Source organism: Brevundimonas sp. TWP2-3-4b2 (assembly GCF_049897345.1).
Classification (GTDB): Bacteria; Pseudomonadota; Alphaproteobacteria; order Caulobacterales; family Caulobacteraceae; genus Brevundimonas.
The window spans coordinates 274303-291363 of sequence record NZ_JAFCWB010000003.1 but is presented as its reverse complement, the minus strand read 5'-3'; the positions used below and the strand labels follow the sequence as shown (position 1 = coordinate 291363).

Here is a 17061-nt window from a genome sequence, read left to right as displayed (position 1 = left end):
CCTTAGCCGCACCCTATGAAGACCGCCGATTTCGACTTCCACCTGCCGGACGACCACATCGCGCTCCGCCCTGCGGAGCCGCGGGATTCCGCGCGCCTGCTGGTGGTGAGGGACGGCGCACTCGAAGACCGCATTGTGCGCGACCTGCCGGACTTCCTGCGCGCCAGCGACGCTTTGGTGTTCAACGATACACGCGTCATTCCCGCGCGCCTGTCCGGTGTGCGCGAGCGGATCGGACCGGAGGGCGAAACCCTGACCGTCGCGGTTGAGGCCACCCTGCATCACCGCGACGCCCCCGACGTCTGGTCGGCCTTCATGAAGCCGGGCAAGCGGATCAAGGCGCGAGACCGGGTCCGTTTCGGCACTGAGGCGAACGGCACCTGCCAGCTCGGCCGCCTCGACGCCACGGTGGTCGACAAGGGCGACGACGGCCTCGTCACCCTGCGCTTTGATCTCGCCGGACCGGCCCTGGACGAGGCGATCCGCGAGGTCGGCGTCATGCCCCTGCCCCCCTACATCGCGGCCAAACGGCCCGAAGACGACCGCGACCGATCGGACTACCAGACCATGTTCGCCCAGCTGGACGGCTCGGTCGCCGCGCCCACCGCCGGCCTGCATTTCACCCCCGCCCTGATAGTCGCCCTCAAGGCGCGCGGGGTCTCGACCCACGCCTTGACCCTGCACGTCGGGGCCGGAACCTTCCTGCCGGTCAAGGCCGACGACACCGCCGACCACAAGATGCACAGCGAATGGGGCGTGGTCTCCGCCGACACCGCCGACGCCCTGAACGCCGTCCGCGCCGCCGGCGGCCGCATCGTCTGCGTCGGCACCACCTCGCTGCGGCTGCTGGAAAGCGCCACGACGCCCGATGGCGTCATCCAGCCCTTCCAGGGCGACACCGCCATCTTCATCACCCCCGGCTACGACTTCCGCGCCGTCGATGTGCTGATGACGAATTTTCACCTGCCGAAATCGACCCTGTTCATGCTGGTTTCGGCCTTTGCCGGGCTGGAGACGATGAAGGCGGCCTATGCCCATGCGGTGAAGGACGGATACCGCTTCTATTCCTACGGGGACGGCAGCCTGCTGTTTCGGAACGATCCGTAATTCTGTATTCCGCTCATCCCGGCGAAAGCCGGGACCCAGTTCTTAGGGCGATCGGTCTGACCGGTTTCGCCTCCCGTCAATCCCGACCATCGTGCTCAGCAACAGCACTGGGTCCCGGCTTTCGCCGGGATGAGCGGAGTCAGAAGTGCCCTTCCCGTTCGACATCTCCGCCACCGAAGGCCGCGCCCGCACAGGGGTGCTAAGGACTCCGCGTGGCGACATCCGCACGCCCGCCTTCATGCCGGTCGGCACCGCCGCGACGGTCAAGGCCATGACGGTCGACCAGGTCGCTCAGACCGGTGCCGACATCATCCTGGGCAACACCTACCACCTGATGCTGCGCCCCGGCCCGGAGCGGATGGAGCGGCTGGGCGGCCTGCACAAATTCATGGGCTGGACCAAGCCCATCCTCACCGACTCAGGTGGCTTCCAGGTCATGTCGCTGGCGGGTATTTCGAAGGTGAAGGAGGACGCCGTCACCTTCGCCAGCCACATCGACGGCTCGAAACACGTCCTCAGCCCCGAGCGCTCGATCGAGATTCAGGCCGACCGGATCGGCGCGGACATCTCGATGCAGCTGGACCAGTGCGTATCATGGCCGGCCGAGGAGCCCGCCGCCCGCGCCGCCATGGAGCTGTCGGCCCGCTGGGGCGCGCGATCAAAGGCGGCCTTCGGCGAGCGCGAAACCCAGGCCCTGTTCGGCATCCAGCAGGGCTCGACCTTCGAAAGCCTGCGCCGCGAATCGTCAGACCGGCTGATCGAGACCGGCTTCGACGGCTACGCCATCGGCGGTCTGGCCGTCGGCGAGGGGCATCAGGCCATGTGCGAGGTGCTCGACTATGCCCCCGATATGCTGCCGGCTGACCGGCCGCGCTATCTGATGGGCGTCGGCAAGCCGGTCGATCTGGTCGAGGCGGTCTGGCGCGGCGTCGACATGTTCGACTGTGTCCTGCCGACACGCGCGGGCCGCCACGGCCAGGCCTGGACCTGGGCGGGGCCGATGAACCTCAAGAACGCGCGTTTCGCCGAGGACCAGGACCCGCTGGACCCCGGCATCGCCGGCCCCGCTTCATCCCAGTATTCAAAAGCTTATCTGCATCACCTGATCCGCGCCGACGAGATCCTCGGCAAGGTGCTGCTGAGCTGGCACAACATCGCCTTCTTCCAGGCCCTGACGGCGGCCATGCGCGCCGCCATCGCCGAGAACCGATTCGAAGCCTTCCGCCGCGACTTCCACTCCCGGCATACGTCGAACTAGCCATGCGCATCGAGAAGTCAGGCTTCCACGCCTACAAAACCTATCTGGAGGAGCCGCCCCGACCGGACGGCAACGAGACCGCGCTGCATCGCCACGTCATCATCATAGGCGGCGACAAGTATTCGTTCTTTGCCCACTGGTCCGGGAAGTTCGCCCACAAGGGCGAACGGATCTCTTTTGACTGGGACTGGGACAAGACCGGGACATTCCGGAATATCGACAAGCCGTCGTTCGAAGCTTTCACCAAGGGCGGCGACCGCGAAATCAGAGGCGACCGCAGCGACAAGGTCCCCCGTATCGCCAGGGCGAGACCGTAAGGCCGTCGAAGCGAATGGCGTGACCGGCCTCGGAATGACTTGGCTGACCGGTCACCCAGTCTACCTCTGACTGCGCCCCCGCGGCCGGAACCAGGCCGGGGCGGCGGGCGGGGCGCAGTTGCGCTGCATCCCCGTCCCTTTCAGGAAGGATCGCCGCATCCGCCCGGACTGGATGGCGGACTGGACGTGCCGGCTATGCTGCTCGGCCCCGGAAAGCTGGCGGATCCAGCCGCGGCCCGGAATAAAGTCCGTCGTGGCATCCCGGATCGCATCCAGGGCCGCCTTCGCCGCCGCATCCGCCGCACGCTCGCTGAGGAAGGCCCCGTTCTGCGCCGGCGGTTCGTCGGTATCCGGCCCGAGAGCCTCATTCAGTCGCGCGATCTCGGCCCCGATGGTGGAACATTGATTGAGGTTACGCAGGTCATAGGGGCTGGCCTCGGCCTGCAGCAGGACCGTCGGGATATACTCACGCCGCAGGTTCAGGTCATCCAGCGGCGCCGTCGCCGCGGCCCCCACCCCGGTTCCGAACTGACGGGCCCCGTCCATCACCGCCCCGCCCCCCTGACACCCGGCCAGGACGGTGGCGATGGCGAGACTGCAGACAGCGATACGCATGATCTGTTGAACCACGCCCGGCGCTGTGACGAAAGCCGTCATCGCCGGGGTGCCACAGGCACTTCACCACGGCGCAAATCCGGCTAGGCTCGCCATCATGATTGAATGGCTCAAGACATGGCTCGCCCGGCAACGGTGCGACCATGAATTCAAATACAGCCGCACGAAGCCCGGCTCGCTCGTGTGCAAGAAATGCCGCGCCCGCAAGCCGAAGCCACGCTGAGCCCGGCGGTCTGCCGCTGGAGCTGAAAAAGGGGTGGTACGTCCTCTCGGGCTCGAACCGAGGACCCTCTGATTAAAAGTCAGATGCTCTAACCAACTGAGCTAAGGACGCACACCGGCGGGATCACGTTTGCGACCCGGCGACGCGCCTTCTCTTGCAATCCGGCTCCCGGGTCAAGCGCCGGGTCGACGGATAGATGGCGTCACGCTAGGCATCGACCATGAAACCACTGGCTGGCGTGCGCATCATCGAGTTCGACGGCCTGGGTCCCGTGACCTTCGCCGGCATGGTTCTGGCCGATCTGGGCGCAGACGTCCTCCGGCTGACGCGGCGCGCCGACGGGGGTGCGCCGGTCTTCGCCGATGTCGGCGGCGCGGTGCTCCATCGCGCCAGATCATCGGTCGCGGTCAACCTGAAGGATGCCGACGATCAGAGGCAGGTGATGGACCTCATCAGCGTCGCCGACGGGCTGATCGAGGGTTTCAGGCCCGGCGTGATGGAACGGCTGGGTCTCGGCCCTGATGTCTGCGCCGCGCGAAATCCGCGCCTGGTCTACGGGCGCGTCACCGGCTGGGGGCAGACGGGGCCCAAGGCGTCCGAGGTCGGGCACGACATCAACTACATTGCCCTGAGCGGGGCGCTTCATGCCATGGGCGAGCCCGATCGCCCGCCACGACCGCCGCTGAACCTGATCGGTGACTACGGCGGCGGAGCCATGATGCTGGTGACGGGCGTTCTGGCCGCTATCATCGAGGCCAGGCGAACGGGTTCAGGCCGGGTCGTCGACGCCGCCATGACCGACGGGTCGGCGCTTCTGATGAGCCTCTTCCACGCCCTGGCGGCGCGCGGTCTCTGGAGCGACGCCCGTGGGGCGAACCTGCTGGATGGAGGAGCCCCCTTCTATCGCTGCTTTGCCTGCCGCGACGGCCGCTTCGTCGCCGTGGGTGCGCTGGAACCGCAGTTCTATGCCGCCCTGCTGGCCGGCCTCGGCCTGTCTGCGGAGGAGGCCCCCCAGTACGACATCCCCCACTGGCCGGCCTTGCACGCCCGACTCGAAGCCATCTTCGCAACCCGTGACCGTGACGACTGGGCCAGCCGCTTTGAAGGCTCGGACGCCTGCGTCACCCCGGTCCTGACGCTGGAGGAGGCACCGGCGCACCCACACAACGCCGCGCGACAAACCTGGGTCGGCGACAGCCCGCCTCAACCGGCACCGGCGCCGCGCTTCGCGGGTTCACCGGCTGTCGCAGTACCGGAAGGGGCACCCCTCTCCCTCGACGACGCCACGACCCGCTGGGCGTGAGCCACAAAGCGGCAAAAACTTCGCCGATCGACCGTCGACGTGGTGACCCTCGTGCGGTTCAGGGATATGGAACGTTTGCACGGCCCGTGCATTGCAACGTCGACCCGGGGAGACGCCCTCTATGAGACGACTGATCGCCTGCCTGGTTCTGACCAGCGCGCTCGCTGTTGCGGCCTGCGACGCTCCCCAGGTCTCGAATGAGCCTAAGACGGCCGATACGACGATGGACATCCCTGTCGCTCCGGCCGCCGAGGATGCCGGCGTTGCGGTCGCGGCTCCGAACGCGGTCGACACGCCCCCGACGGATTCCACCGTGCTCGCACCCGAGAAGCGGTCGTCCGAAGAATCGGTCAAACCAGAGAGTGAAACCCTCTTCTATTGATCTGTCCGCTGATCGGCGGCGGTTCGCCCTGACGAAGGTTCCAGTTTGACGCCACGGCACGCCCTGTTTCTCGTCAGCACGGCGGGTCTCGCCCTTCTCGCAACCGTCGCTCACGCTGAACCGCGCGCCCAGGTCAGGGGCGAGCTTGACGCTGAACTTCGGGCGCAGCTGGTGTTGGCCATCGGCGAGGTGGACGAACCGCCCTCCAACCGGTTCGAGGCCCGCCGGCGTGCCCGTGGCGCGATGGGGGCGGCCGAAGCCCTGTTGCGCTCCGAAGGCTATTACCAGCCGGTGCTCGAGGATGATGTTGAGGGCGAGGAACGCCCTGTGGCGATCGTCAACGTGACTCCCGGGCGACGCTTCCTGCTCAGCAATCCGCAGGTGCAATGGATCGCGCCGGAGCCGGACACCGCGTCGATGTCGGCAGCGCTCGGCGAGATTGCCGTAAAACCCGATCAGGCAGGACGCGCGGGCGATGTCATTGCGACCGAGGGCCGCGTGGTGGCCACGCTGTCCCGCCGGGGCTACGCGGATGCCGCCGCAGAACCTCGCCGGGTCGTGGTCGATCATGCGACCTTCACCGTTCAGCCGAACTACCGGATCTCGTCCGGTGCCCTGGTGCGCCTGAACGGCGTGCGTCTTGAGACTCGAGGGCCGACAAACCCCGCCTGGGTGGCCGGGCTGGCCCCTTGGTCCGAAGGCGAGGTCTATGACCCTGACGATGTCGCCGAACTGGAGCGCCGGCTGCTTGAGACCGGGGTCTATGATGGCGTCGGCGTCGCCCTGGCCCCCCGGGACCAGTCGCTTGCCAACGGCAACCGCCCGATCATTGTCAGCCTGACCGACCGGCCCCGCCGCATCCTTGAGGCGGGTGCCACCTTCTCGACTGCAGAGGGCTCCGGCGTCGATCTGATCTGGACCTGGCACAACCGGTTCGGCCGCGCCGACACCGTGGTCTGGCAGGCCCGGGCCGCCAATGTCGACAGCCGTCTGGGCGTCAATATCAGCCTGCCGCATTGGCGACGGCCCGGCGAGACGCTGAAACTGTCCGCCGCCGTGCTGAATGAGGACACGGATGCCTACCGACGAACCGCCGTGGCCCTGGCCGCGGACCTGCAGCAGCGGCTCGGAAAGACGTCCTACCTCAGCTACGGCGTCGGTCTCGACGCCGGCAAATACGACGAAAACCGCTTTGATCCGCTCACCCGGATGCCGATTAATTTCGACCGGGACCTGATCATCCTGACCGGCCGCGCCAGCGCCTATATCGACCGTTCAAACAACCCGCTCGATCCGACGACCGGCTGGCGGCTGTCGGGCTGGGCGCAACCGACCGCCGTGTCCGGCGAGGACACCATCGTCTTCCTGCGCACCGAGGCCCAGGTCACGGCCTATCTGCCGCTTCAGGACAATGCGAAAACAGTGCTGGCCGGCCGTGCGCGCCTGGGTTCGATTGTCGGCGGTGACGAACTGACCATCCCGTCCGACCGCCTGTTCTATTCAGGCGGTGGCGGCTCGGTGCGCGGCTTTGCATACCAGGGCGTCGGCCCCCGCCTGCCTGACAATACCCCCCGCGGCGGGCTGAGCCTCGTCGAAGCCTCGGTCGAGGTTCGTCACGACGTCTGGCGCGGCTTCCAGGCCGTGGCCTTCGTCGATGCGGGCTCTGTCGGATTCCAGGCGACGCCGGACTTCAGAAACCTCCGCTACGGTGCCGGTCTCGGACTGCGGTACAAGCTGCCGTTCGGACCGATCCGGGCCGACATTGCCTTCCCGCTGGACCGTCAGGCGGGTGACGCCGACTTCCAGGTCTATGTCAGTATCGGGCAGGCGTTTTGACCGACGCCCCGCCGCCTGTCGACACGCCCGACACGCCCGCCGAGACGGCGAAGAAGAAGCGCACCCGCCTGCAGGCCCTCGCCTTCTTCGGCGGCATGGGCGCGGCGATCCTCGCCGTCATCCTGATCGTCGCCCTTGTCGGCGGGCGGATGTATCTGCTGTCAGGACCAGGCCGCGATCTGGTCACGAGTTTCGTGGCCGGCAAGAAGCTGGGACGCTACGGCCGGATCAATGTCGAGGGCGTGCGCGGCGACCTGTTCGACGACTTCACCATTGATCGCGTCACCGTCACCGACGCCAAGGGCGTCTGGCTGGAGGCACGCAAGGTCCGCGTGGACTGGGACTGGTGGCCCCTGATGGCGCGCAGCTTCCACGCCACCGAGGTCGAAGCCGAGGTGATCCGATTGATCCGCCGGCCGGAGGTCGAGCCCTCCACCACCCCGCCGGGACCACAGCCGCTGTCGGTCGACATCGACCGCTTCTCCGCCGATGTCGAACTGCTGGAAGGCTTCAGTCGCGAGTACGGCCGCTGGAAGCTGTCCGGCGAGGCGGACGTCCCCCGCAGCGGGCCGAAGAAGGCGATCCTGAATGCCGCGAGCAACAGCCGTCCGGGCGACTTCTTGCGTGTCAACGCCACGATCGGCGCCACACTGGCCGACCTGCGATTGAACCTCCGGGCCAATGAGGCGCAGGGCGGCCCGCTCGCCGGAGCCCTCGGCTACTCCCCTGATCGGCCGTTCTTCGCCACGGCCGTTGTCAACGGCGCGGTGATCGACGCCATGGTTCGCACCGGCGATTTCGTCCCGCTGGTGATCAAGGGCCGATATGGCGAAAGCCGCACCCGAATCGCAGGGTTCGCCGACTTTTCGGGCTCCGACCTGCTGCGCCCCTTCGTCGACAGGGTCGGACGCACGGCCCGGTTCGGCTTCGCCACCTCGGCGGACACTGACAAGGACGGGCTGCAAGGCGTCGGCTGGCGGCTGATCGCCGATAACCTGAACGCCCGCGCCAGCGGCGACATCCGCCTCAGCGACCAGAGCAGTCCCGACGGGATCAGCCTGGACATTTCGACACCCTCCCTGACCCGGCTGGTCGGCCGGCCTGTAGCCGGCGCTGCGGCCTACAGGGGTCTGTTCAAGGGCACGGCCGCGGCCTGGACCCTGAACGGGTCGGCCGACCTGCTCGGGGCGGACGTCTCAAGCTACCGGGCCCAGCGGGTCCGGGGACCCCTGAATGTCCGTATGCGGCTCGGGCGGCTGGATCTGGACGGCGACATCAGCGTGGCGGGCGGCTCCACTGCCGGAATCGTCGGTGGCCTGCTGGGAGACAAGCCGCGCGTGTCATTCGAGGCGGCCCGGCTGGGGAACGGGGCGATCCTGCTTGAGCGGATCACGGCGACGGGCCAGGCCCTGACCCTCTCCGGCACCGGCGGGCGCAACCTGACCGGAGGGCTCGGCTTCCGCGGCCAGGCCGACATCACCGACGTCGCCCGCCTGCGCAAGGGGGCCAGCGGTGCGTTCGGTGGGCCGATCACGGCCTCTATGGCGCGCGCCGGACAACCCTGGCGGCTGACGTTCGACGCCCGGGGCCGAAGACTCGCGACAGGCATGGCTGAACTGGACCGCCTGCTCGGCGCGACGCCGCGGCTTCAGCTGACCGGTGCCCTGAACGGCGGTCGAGTGGAGGTGGAGCGGGCCCTGCTGACCGGAGCCCAGGGAACCGCCGGCGCGCGGGGCGTGATCGAGGGCGACGGGCGACTGCGGCTGGCATTGGACTGGAATGCGCGCGGGCCGTTCGGAGTCGGGCCCGTCGCCATTGACGGAGCCATGACCGGCAACGGGGCCCTGACCGGCACCCTGGCCCAGCCGCGCGCCGATCTGACGGCGAAATTCGCCAAACTGAGCGCCGGAGCCCTGACGCTCACCGATACCGACATGGTGCTGAGCTTCCGACGCGGCGCGGACGCGTCCGACGGACGGATCGCCCTGACGGCCGCGTCAAACTACGGCCCCGCGATCGCCAGCGGGAATTTCTTCCTCGGCGGAAATCGCATCCGGCTGACGGACGTCGACCTCAATGCCGGCGGCGTGACGGCCCAGGGCGCGATTGCCCTGTCCAACAACTTCCCGTCCAGCGCCGACCTGACCTTCACGGCCCGCCCGGGGGCCTTCCTGGCCTCGGGGACCGCCGACGGCCGGATCCGGCTGACCGACGGCGAGGGTGCCGAGACCGCGATTCTGGACGTCAACGGCCGCAATGTGCGGCTGTCTGGATCGACCTGGGTGATCCGGACCCTGGACCTGAACGGGCGCGGAACCTTGAACCGCCTGCCCTTCACCCTGAAGACCGATATCGGGGGCGCGACCCCGGTGTCGTTCGACGGTACCGGCGTCTATTCGCGGGAAGGTCCGGCCCAGTCGGTCGTGCTGGAAGGTGCGGGACGTGTCCGCGAGATCCCGTTCACAACCCGCAATCCTGCTGTCATCGCCCTTTCGGGAGACGGCCGCGTCGCGCGCGTCGATCTCGCCATCGGCGGCGGCGTCCTGCTGGGCGAGCTGCGGCAGGATTCCCGAGCTGCGATCATCGAGGCGAACCTGACCCGCGTCGATCTGGGCACCCTGGTCCGGGACATGCGCGGCGCGGTCACCGGACGGCTGTCGCTGCGGGGCGCGGGCGACGATCTGTCCGGCTCGGCCAATGTCGCGCTGCAGGGCATCCGAAGTATCGACGCGCCGCGGGGACTGGCCGTCGATGGAACGCTCAACGCTGTTCTGGTCAACAACAGCCTGCGCATCCAGGCCCAGGCCAGCGATGGCGATGCGGTCCGCGCCACCGCAGACATGACCCTGCCGGTCGAGGCCTCTGCGGCCCCCCTGCGACTGGCCATCGTGCGCACGCGCGACCTGTCGGGCGATATCTCCATCCAGGGCCAGATCCAGCCGATCTGGGACCTGCTCGCCGGTGGCGAACGGTCCCTGACCGGCCAGATCAATGCCCACGCCAGCCTCGCCGGTTCGCTGGCGGCTCCTCGCCTCACCGGCAGGCTGGACCTCCGGCAAGGGACGTTCCGGGACAGCGCGACCGGAGTCCGGCTCGAGGCCGTCACCCTGGCCAGCCGGTTCGACGACACGACGGGGCTGGTCGAGACCTTCAGCGCGACCGACGGCGCGGGCGGCTCGGTGTCCGGCAACGGCCGCATCGGGCTGCGTCAGGGCTCGGGATCCAGCTTCCAGCTGTTGCTGAACCGGTTCCGGATCATCGACAACGACATCGCCGAGGCCAAGGCCTCGGGTCTTCTGACCGTTACCCGCGGCGAGGAGGGCAACATCACGCTATCCGGCGAGATGGATATCGACGAGGCCCGCATCGAAGCGAATCCGCCGGGCTCGAACGGTATCGTCCGCATGGATGTCGTCGAGATCAACACACCCGGCGGCGACGTGCCCGAAGAGGATCAGAATCGCCAGCGCGGCCTGCAGTTCGGCCTCAATATCGGGCTCCGCTCACCTGGCGGCGACGTCCGGGTCATCGGGCGTGGCCTGAACGTGGAAATGAATGTCGACGCCCGGGTGACGGGTACGATCAGCCGCCCTGTCCTGAGTGGAACGGCGCGGGTCGTGCGCGGCGACTACGATTTTGCCGGCAAGCGGTTCGTCTTCGATGATCGCGGCACGGTCAGCCTGTCGACCAATCCCGAACTGATCCGGCTCGACCTGACCGCCACCCGCGAGGATCCGGCCCTGACCGCCACCATCCGCGTCACCGGCACGGCGGCTCGCCCCGAGATCGTGCTGACGTCGACGCCGGCCCTGCCGCAGGACGAGATCCTGTCCCAGGTCCTGTTCGGACGATCCGCGTCCCAACTCTCGCCGTTCGAGGCGGCCCAGCTCGCGGCGGGTGTTGCGGCCCTGGCCGGCGGAGGCGGCTTCGATGTCATCGGCAACCTGCGCGAGCTCGCCGGCCTGGACCGGCTGTCCTTCGGGGGCGAGGCGTCAGGCCTGACCGTCGCCGGCGGCCGCTACATCAACGACAATGTCTATCTGGAGATCATCGGCGGCGGCGAGAACGGCGCGGCGGTGAACGTCGAATGGCGCGTACGCCGCAACCTGACCGTCAGCTCGAAATTCGGTGGACAGGGCGAGGCCAGCCTGTCGATCCGCTGGCGCCGCCAGTCACGGGAGTCGGGCGCCGGTCGCGAGGACCGGCGCCCGAGCCGGTAGAGTCTTACTGCGCAGCCGCCATGCGGATGCGGTCGAGCGCACGCGCGCCGCGGATGCCGGCGATGTGCAGGACCAGCTGGATGACCAGGATCACGAAACCGACATAGAGCTGCCAGGTCGGGGTCGCCGCCGTTTCGGGCATGCCTTCCTGTCCGGCCATCATCAGCCCGAACACGCCGGACACCAGGCCGAAGGCCACCAGGATGGCGAAGATGATCGGGATCACGATGTTGGGCTTGGCCCACTGCACCAGACCCAGAACCAGTTGAATGACGCAGACGCCGATCGCACTCCACATCGCGATCTGCATCGCCATAGCCCCCATGCCGGCCATTTCCGGCGCGTCAGCGGACGCCTGGGCCATGGCGGCCTCGATCTCGGCCGTGCCGCCGGTCATCAGCAGAAAAACCCCGACACCGCCCCAGATCACGCCCAGGAAAATCGCCAGGGCGCTGGCCCGGGCGGCCCCGATGGCTTCAGCCTCGGTGGTGATCGCCGCCGTCGGATTCGACGCCTTGATCCAGTCAGTCATTGAACAGTTCCTCCCTTGAAGATGAGGGAAGCCTAGCCCGCTCACGCTCCGGGCGAAACCCATGGCTCGCCTTCACCTTTCCGGTCCCGACCGCTAGGGTTCGCCCGCATGCGGATTCTGCCCCCTGACCAGATCGTGCTCGACCATGTCGCGGCGCGCGAGACCGCCATCGTCGGCCGCGCCGTCGACTGGGCCAATGTCAATTCAGGCAGCCGGAACAGCAGCGGACTGGCCCATGTACTGGCCCTGCTCGAGGCCGAGGCACACAGCCTGTCGGCCGAGGTCGTGCGCATTCCGACCCGCGGCTCCACATCGGTCGGAGATGACGGGACCGTCCGGGCCGACGCGCATGCCGACGCCCTGATGATTCGCGCCCGACCCGACGCGCCGGTCCAGATCATCCTGACCGGCCATTATGACACCGTCTTCCCGGTCGGGAGCGGCTTCCACACCGTCTCGACCCGGCCGGACGGAGCCCTGAACGGGCCGGGCATCGCTGATATGAAGGGCGGGATCAGTGTAATGCTGGCCGCGCTCGAAGCCTTCGAAACCCACCCTGACCGCGACGGCGTCGGCTGGACCGTGCTGCTGTCGCCGGACGAGGAGATCGGCTCGCCCGCCTCGGCACCCCTGCTGGCCGAACTGGGCGCGCGCGGGCACATCGGTATGACCTATGAGCCGGCCCTCGCGGACGGCACTCTTGCCGGGGCGCGCAAGGGCAGCGGCAACTATCACCTGATCGTCAGCGGCAAGGCCGCCCACGCCGGCCGTGCCTTCCACGAGGGGGCCAATGCCGTGGCGGGGGCCGCCATCCTCGCGGCCCGCCTGCACGCACTCAACGACCAGCGTGAGGGCGTCACGGTCAATGTCGCTGCGATATCCGGCGGCGGGCCCCTGAACGTGGTGGCAGACAATGCCGTGGTCCGGTTCAATGTCCGCGTCCCGGACGCCCAGGCCTCGACCTGGGTCGCCGACGCCGTGGCCGAAATCGCGGCGGAACCGCCCTTCCCCGGCCTGACGCTGGACCTTCACGGCGGCATGACCCGCGCGCCCAAGCCGATGGACGCGTCCCAGACCGCCCTGTTCGAGGCGGTGCGCGACACCGGCGCCCTGCTGGGACAGACCCTGGCCTGGAAGCCGTCCGGTGGGGTGTGCGAAGGTAACAATCTGCACGCCGCCGGCCTGCCCAATATTGACACCCTCGGCGTCCTCGGCGGCGACATCCACTCGGATCAGGAGTTCGCCTGGCCCGACAGCTTCGTCGAGCGCGCGCAGCTCAGTGCCCTGATCCTGTGCAAGGTCGCGTCCGGCGAAATCGACGCCCTGAAACTGAAGTCCCTGCGTCTGGAGACGATGTAACCCCATGCTCGTCGTCCGACCCGCCGCGCCCGCCGACCTGGATCACCTGCTGGAGCTGGCCATCCTTTCGGGACCCGGCTTCACCAGCCTGCCGGAAGACCCCGACCAGCTGGCGGAACGGCTGGACCTCAGCCGCGACAGCTTCAACGCCGTCCTCGAGCCCCAGGCCCGATGGTACACGCTGATGCTCGAGGAGAGCGACACGGGCGACGTCGACGGCATCGGTTCGGTGAAGGCCGCCGTCGGTCTGAACCGGCCCTTCTTCTCGTTCCGCATCGTCAACAACACCCAGACGTCGCCGTCGCTGGGCGTCACCCTCGACCAGAAGACGCTGGTGATGGTCAACGAATGCACCGGCTGGACCGAGGTCGGTTCGCTGTTCCTGAAAGCGGACCGGCGCAAGGGCGGCGCGGGCCGTCTGCTCAGCCAGTCCCGCTATATGCTGATCGGGACCGAGCCCGATCTGTTCGCCGATATGGTGCTGGCCGAGTTGCGTGGCGTGTTCACGCCCGACGGGGCCTGCCCGTTCTGGGACCACGTGGCCCACAAATTCTTCCCGATGGAATTCGATGACGCCGACCGCTTGAGCGGCTCAAGCGACAAGCAGTTCATCCTCGACCTGTCGCCGCGTCATCCGATCTATATCGACCTGCTGCCCGAGGCGGCCCGCGCGGTGATCGGCAAGGTCCATCCGCAGGGCGTGCCCGCCATGGCGCTGCTGGAGTCAGAAGGGTTCCGGCCCAACGGCCTGATCGACATCTTCGACGCCGGACCAACCGTCTCCTGCGGCCGCGACAACATCCGCACCGTCCGCGACGCCCGGCGCATGACCGTCGCCATCGCCGATGAGGTCGAGGCTGAGCTTCCCTCGCTGATCTCGACGAACAGCGTGTCCGCCTTCCGCGCCGTTCGTCAGCGCGCCGCCTTCAACGATGATGTGGCCACGCTCAACCGCGAGACCGCCGACGCACTGAAGGTCAGAGCCGGTGACGCGGTGCGGGTGAAAACGTGACTCTCTCATTCCGTTCATCCCGGCGAAAGCCGGGACCCAGTGCTTTGGGCGATCCGGTTTCCCCCGTGCGCAATGGCCTTCAATCCCATTCACCCTGCCTCACGAAAGAACTGGGTCCCGGCTTTCGCCGGGATGAGCGGTAAAAAATGACTTTCAAATCCATCGATCCCGCCACCGGCGACACCGTCTGGGAAGGCGACGACGCCTCTGCCACCGCGGTCCAGGCCGCCACAGACCGCGCCCGCGCCGCCTTCCCCGACTGGGCCGACCGCCCCCGTCAGGACCGCATAGACGCCGTCAAACGCTATCAGGCCGTGCTCAAGGCCCGCGCCCCGCAGATGGCCGAGGCGATCAGCCGCGAGACCGGCAAGGCCCTGTGGGAGACCACGGCCGAACTGGCCGCCATGGCGGGCAAGGTCGATCTCTCGATCCGTGCCTATGATGAGCGCACCGGCGAGCGCACGGCCGACACCGCCTTCGGCCAGGCTGTCCTGCGCCACCGCCCGCACGGCGTGGCGGCGGTGCTCGGCCCGTTCAACTTCCCCGGCCACCTGCCCAACGGCCATATCGTCCCCGCCCTGCTGGCCGGCGACACCGTGGTCTTCAAACCCTCGGAAGAGACGCCCCTGACCGGCCAGCTGATGGCCGAGGCCTTCGCCGAGGCCGACCTGCCAGAGGGCGTGGTCAATGTCATCCAGGGCGGCCGCGACACCGGCGCGGCCCTGCTGGACAGCGGCATCGACGCCCTGATGTTCACCGGCTCGGGCGCGGCGGGCGCGCATTTCCGGCGCAAATTCGCTGACGATCCGCACGTCATTCTGGCGCTGGAGCTGGGCGGCAACAATCCGCTGGTGGTCTGGGATGCGGCAGACGCCGAGGCCGTCGCCGGGATGGTGGTCCAGTCCGCCTTCGTCACCACGGGCCAGCGCTGCTCCTGCGCGCGGCGGCTGATCGTGCCGGAGGGGCCGCAGGGCGACGCCATCGTCGAGGCGGTCAACGCCATGGTCGAGCGACTGATCCTCGCCCCGTGGAATTCCACGCCCGAGCCCTATGCCGGGCCGCTGATCTCGGTGAAGGCCGCCGAGGCCGCGCTCAAGGCCCTGCAGGACCGCACCGCCATGGGGGCGAAGGTGATCCGTCCCTCCGGCCCGGTCGGCAACCTGCCCGGGGCCTTCGTGAAGCCCGCCATCATCGACGTCACGGGCGTCGCCGTTCCCGACGAGGAGATGTTCGCCCCCTTCCTCTCCGTGACCCGCGTGGCCAGCTTCGACGCCGCCATCGCCGAGGCCAACGCCACCCGCTACGGCCTGTCCGCCGGTCTGGTTTCTGACGATCCCGCGAACTGGGACCGCTTCATCCGCAGCATCCGCGCCGGCGTGGTCAACTTCAATCGGCCGACCACCGGCGCCGCCGGCGACATGCCCTTCGGCGGCCTCGGGGCCAGCGGCAATCACCGGCCCAGTGCGTATTACGCGGCGGACTACTGTGCCTATCCGGTGGCCAGTTTCGAGGCCAGTGCGGTGAAGAACATTGAAAGCGAGATCAAGGGCTTGAGGTCGTGACCTCAGCGGTGGAGGCCAATGCCGACGGCCTGATCGGCCCGACCCACTCCTACGCCGGTCTGTCACCCGGCAACCTCGCCTCCAGCCTCAACGCCGGCGAGGCCTCCAACCCCCGCGCCGCCGTCCTGCAGGGGCTCGACAAGATGAAGCGGCTGGCCGACCTCGGCCTGCCCCAGTTCGTGTTGCCGCCGCACGAGCGCCCGAACATCCCCTTCCTGCGCAGCCTCGGCTTCACGGGTTCCGACGCCCGCGTGCTCGAACAGGCCTGGAAGGAAGCACCGTCCTTCGCCGCCGCCGCCTGCTCGGCCTCGCCCATGTGGGCCGCCAACGCCGCGACCGTGACGCCGAGCGCCGACAGCGCCGACGGCCGGGTGCATTTCACCCCCGCCAATCTGGTCACCAACCTGCATCGCTCGCTGGAGCACGAACAGACGAAGCGGTCGCTGGACGCCCTCTTCCCCGACCCGAAGCATTTCGCCGTCCACGACGCCCTGCCCTCCGTCGCCCATCTCGCCGATGAGGGCGCGGCCAATCACGTCCGCCTGTGCGCCGATCACGGCCAGCCCGGCGTCAACATCCTCGTCTGGGGTCGGGAGGCGTTCGAGCCCTGGTCCGGAGCCTTCCCGGCCCGCCAGACGCGTGAGGCCTCCGAGGGCGTTGCCCGCCGTCACGCCGCGACCCGCGCCGTCTTCCCGCGCCAGTCCCGGGCTGCGATCGCCGGCGGGACCTTCCACAATGACGTCGTCTGCGTCGGGGCGCTGGAGACCCTGTTCTTCCATGAGCTCGCCTTCGAGGACACAGCGACGACGAAGGCCGGCATCCGCGCCGCTGCCGAGGGCCTGTTCGAGCCGCTCTTTGTCGAGGTCTCCGCCACCGACCTGCCGCTCGCCGACGCCATCTCCAGCTACCTGTTCAACTCCATGCTGGTACGGATTCCGGGCGAGGATCGCCTGACCCTGATCTGTCCGACCGAGACCCGGGACAACCCGCGCAGCCATGCCGTCGCCGAACGGCTGGCCTCATCCAACGGTCCCATCGGCAAGGTCGAATACGTCGATGTGCGCCAGTCCATGCGCAACGGCGGCGGCCCGGCGTGCCTGCGCCTGCGCGTCGTGCTGACCGAGGCCGAGCGGGCGGCGACCAACCCCGCCATGCGGATGACCGACGCGCTGCACGACCGCCTGTCGATCTGGGGCGCGGCCCACTACCGCGACAGCCTGACGCCCGCCGACCTCGCCGATCCGTCGCTGCTCGACGAAAGCCGGGTCGCCCTGGACGAACTGACCGGCATCCTGAACCTCGGCGGCGGCTTCTATCCGTTCCAGCGAGGCTAGG

The 17061-nt window shown here is 68.4% G+C and carries 13 protein-coding genes and 1 tRNA gene; 11 read left to right on the top strand and 3 right to left on the bottom strand.

Annotated elements, in window-relative coordinates; translation table 11 throughout:
* Positions 1 to 15 precede the first annotated feature (15 nt).
* The 3 genes from queA to ACP7AS_RS08415 all read left to right on the top strand — a co-directional run bounded on the left by queA (position 16) and on the right by ACP7AS_RS08415 (position 2682).
* Positions 16 to 1107, top strand: a complete 1092-nt coding sequence (gene queA, locus ACP7AS_RS08425) for a tRNA preQ1(34) S-adenosylmethionine ribosyltransferase-isomerase QueA (protein WP_426028416.1) — start codon at positions 16 to 18, stop codon at positions 1105 to 1107.
* 145 nt (positions 1108 to 1252) lie between these two features.
* On the top strand, positions 1253 to 2365 hold the full coding sequence (gene tgt, locus ACP7AS_RS08420) for a tRNA guanosine(34) transglycosylase Tgt (RefSeq protein ID WP_426028415.1): 1113 nt from the start codon (positions 1253 to 1255) through the stop codon (positions 2363 to 2365).
* 2 nt (positions 2366 to 2367) lie between these two features.
* A complete protein-coding gene (locus tag ACP7AS_RS08415; RefSeq protein ID WP_426028414.1) occupies positions 2368 to 2682 on the top strand; it encodes a hypothetical protein in 315 nt (104 codons plus the stop codon).
* Positions 2683 to 2742: 60 nt separating this feature from the next.
* Here ACP7AS_RS08415 and ACP7AS_RS08410 read toward each other — a convergent pair whose 3' ends face one another.
* Both ACP7AS_RS08410 and ACP7AS_RS08405 read right to left on the bottom strand, forming a co-directional pair.
* Entirely contained in the window at positions 2743 to 3297 is a 555-nt protein-coding gene (locus ACP7AS_RS08410) for a hypothetical protein (RefSeq protein ID WP_426028413.1), read from the bottom strand.
* A gap of 257 nt (positions 3298 to 3554) precedes the next feature.
* Positions 3555 to 3631 (bottom strand) — tRNA-Lys (locus ACP7AS_RS08405).
* Between the two features lie 109 nt (positions 3632 to 3740).
* Between ACP7AS_RS08405 and ACP7AS_RS08400 the strand changes: the two genes are divergently transcribed.
* The 4 genes from ACP7AS_RS08400 to ACP7AS_RS08385 all read left to right on the top strand — a co-directional run bounded on the left by ACP7AS_RS08400 (position 3741) and on the right by ACP7AS_RS08385 (position 11261).
* Complete coding sequence (locus ACP7AS_RS08400) at positions 3741 to 4823, top strand: CaiB/BaiF CoA transferase family protein (RefSeq protein ID WP_426028412.1); 1083 nt, start codon at positions 3741 to 3743, stop codon at positions 4821 to 4823.
* A 121-nt stretch (positions 4824 to 4944) separates the two neighbouring features.
* A complete protein-coding gene (locus ACP7AS_RS08395) occupies positions 4945 to 5205 on the top strand; it encodes a hypothetical protein (protein ID WP_426028411.1) in 261 nt (86 codons plus the stop codon).
* A gap of 45 nt (positions 5206 to 5250) precedes the next feature.
* Entirely contained in the window at positions 5251 to 7041 is a 1791-nt protein-coding gene (locus ACP7AS_RS08390) for an autotransporter assembly complex protein TamA (RefSeq protein ID WP_426028410.1), read from the top strand.
* On the top strand, positions 7038 to 11261 hold the full coding sequence (locus ACP7AS_RS08385; protein WP_426028409.1) for a translocation/assembly module TamB domain-containing protein: 4224 nt from the start codon (positions 7038 to 7040) through the stop codon (positions 11259 to 11261). The genes ACP7AS_RS08390 and ACP7AS_RS08385 overlap by 4 nt, the downstream gene beginning before the upstream one ends.
* A 4-nt stretch (positions 11262 to 11265) precedes the next feature.
* On the opposite strand, the gene ACP7AS_RS08380 is transcribed toward ACP7AS_RS08385, so the two are convergent.
* The gene (locus ACP7AS_RS08380; RefSeq protein WP_426028408.1) at positions 11266 to 11793 is read right to left on the bottom strand and encodes a hypothetical protein; all 528 of its coding nucleotides are present in this window, start codon (positions 11791 to 11793) and stop codon (positions 11266 to 11268) included.
* 108 nt (positions 11794 to 11901) lie between these two features.
* On the opposite strand from ACP7AS_RS08380, the gene ACP7AS_RS08375 reads away from it, so the two are divergent.
* From ACP7AS_RS08375 to astB, 4 genes are all read left to right on the top strand, one after another.
* Entirely contained in the window at positions 11902 to 13152 is a 1251-nt protein-coding gene (locus ACP7AS_RS08375; protein WP_426028407.1) for a hydrolase, read from the top strand.
* A gap of 4 nt (positions 13153 to 13156) precedes the next feature.
* Positions 13157 to 14164 carry an arginine N-succinyltransferase gene (locus ACP7AS_RS08370; RefSeq protein WP_426028406.1) on the top strand — a complete coding sequence of 336 codons (1008 nt, stop codon included), beginning with the start codon at positions 13157 to 13159 and terminating at the stop codon, positions 14162 to 14164.
* Between the two features lie 146 nt (positions 14165 to 14310).
* A complete protein-coding gene (astD, locus tag ACP7AS_RS08365; protein WP_426028405.1) occupies positions 14311 to 15726 on the top strand; it encodes a succinylglutamate-semialdehyde dehydrogenase in 1416 nt (471 codons plus the stop codon).
* A complete protein-coding gene (astB, locus tag ACP7AS_RS08360) occupies positions 15723 to 17060 on the top strand; it encodes an N-succinylarginine dihydrolase (protein WP_426028404.1) in 1338 nt (445 codons plus the stop codon). The genes astD and astB overlap by 4 nt, the downstream gene beginning before the upstream one ends.
* Position 17061 lies beyond the last annotated feature (1 nt).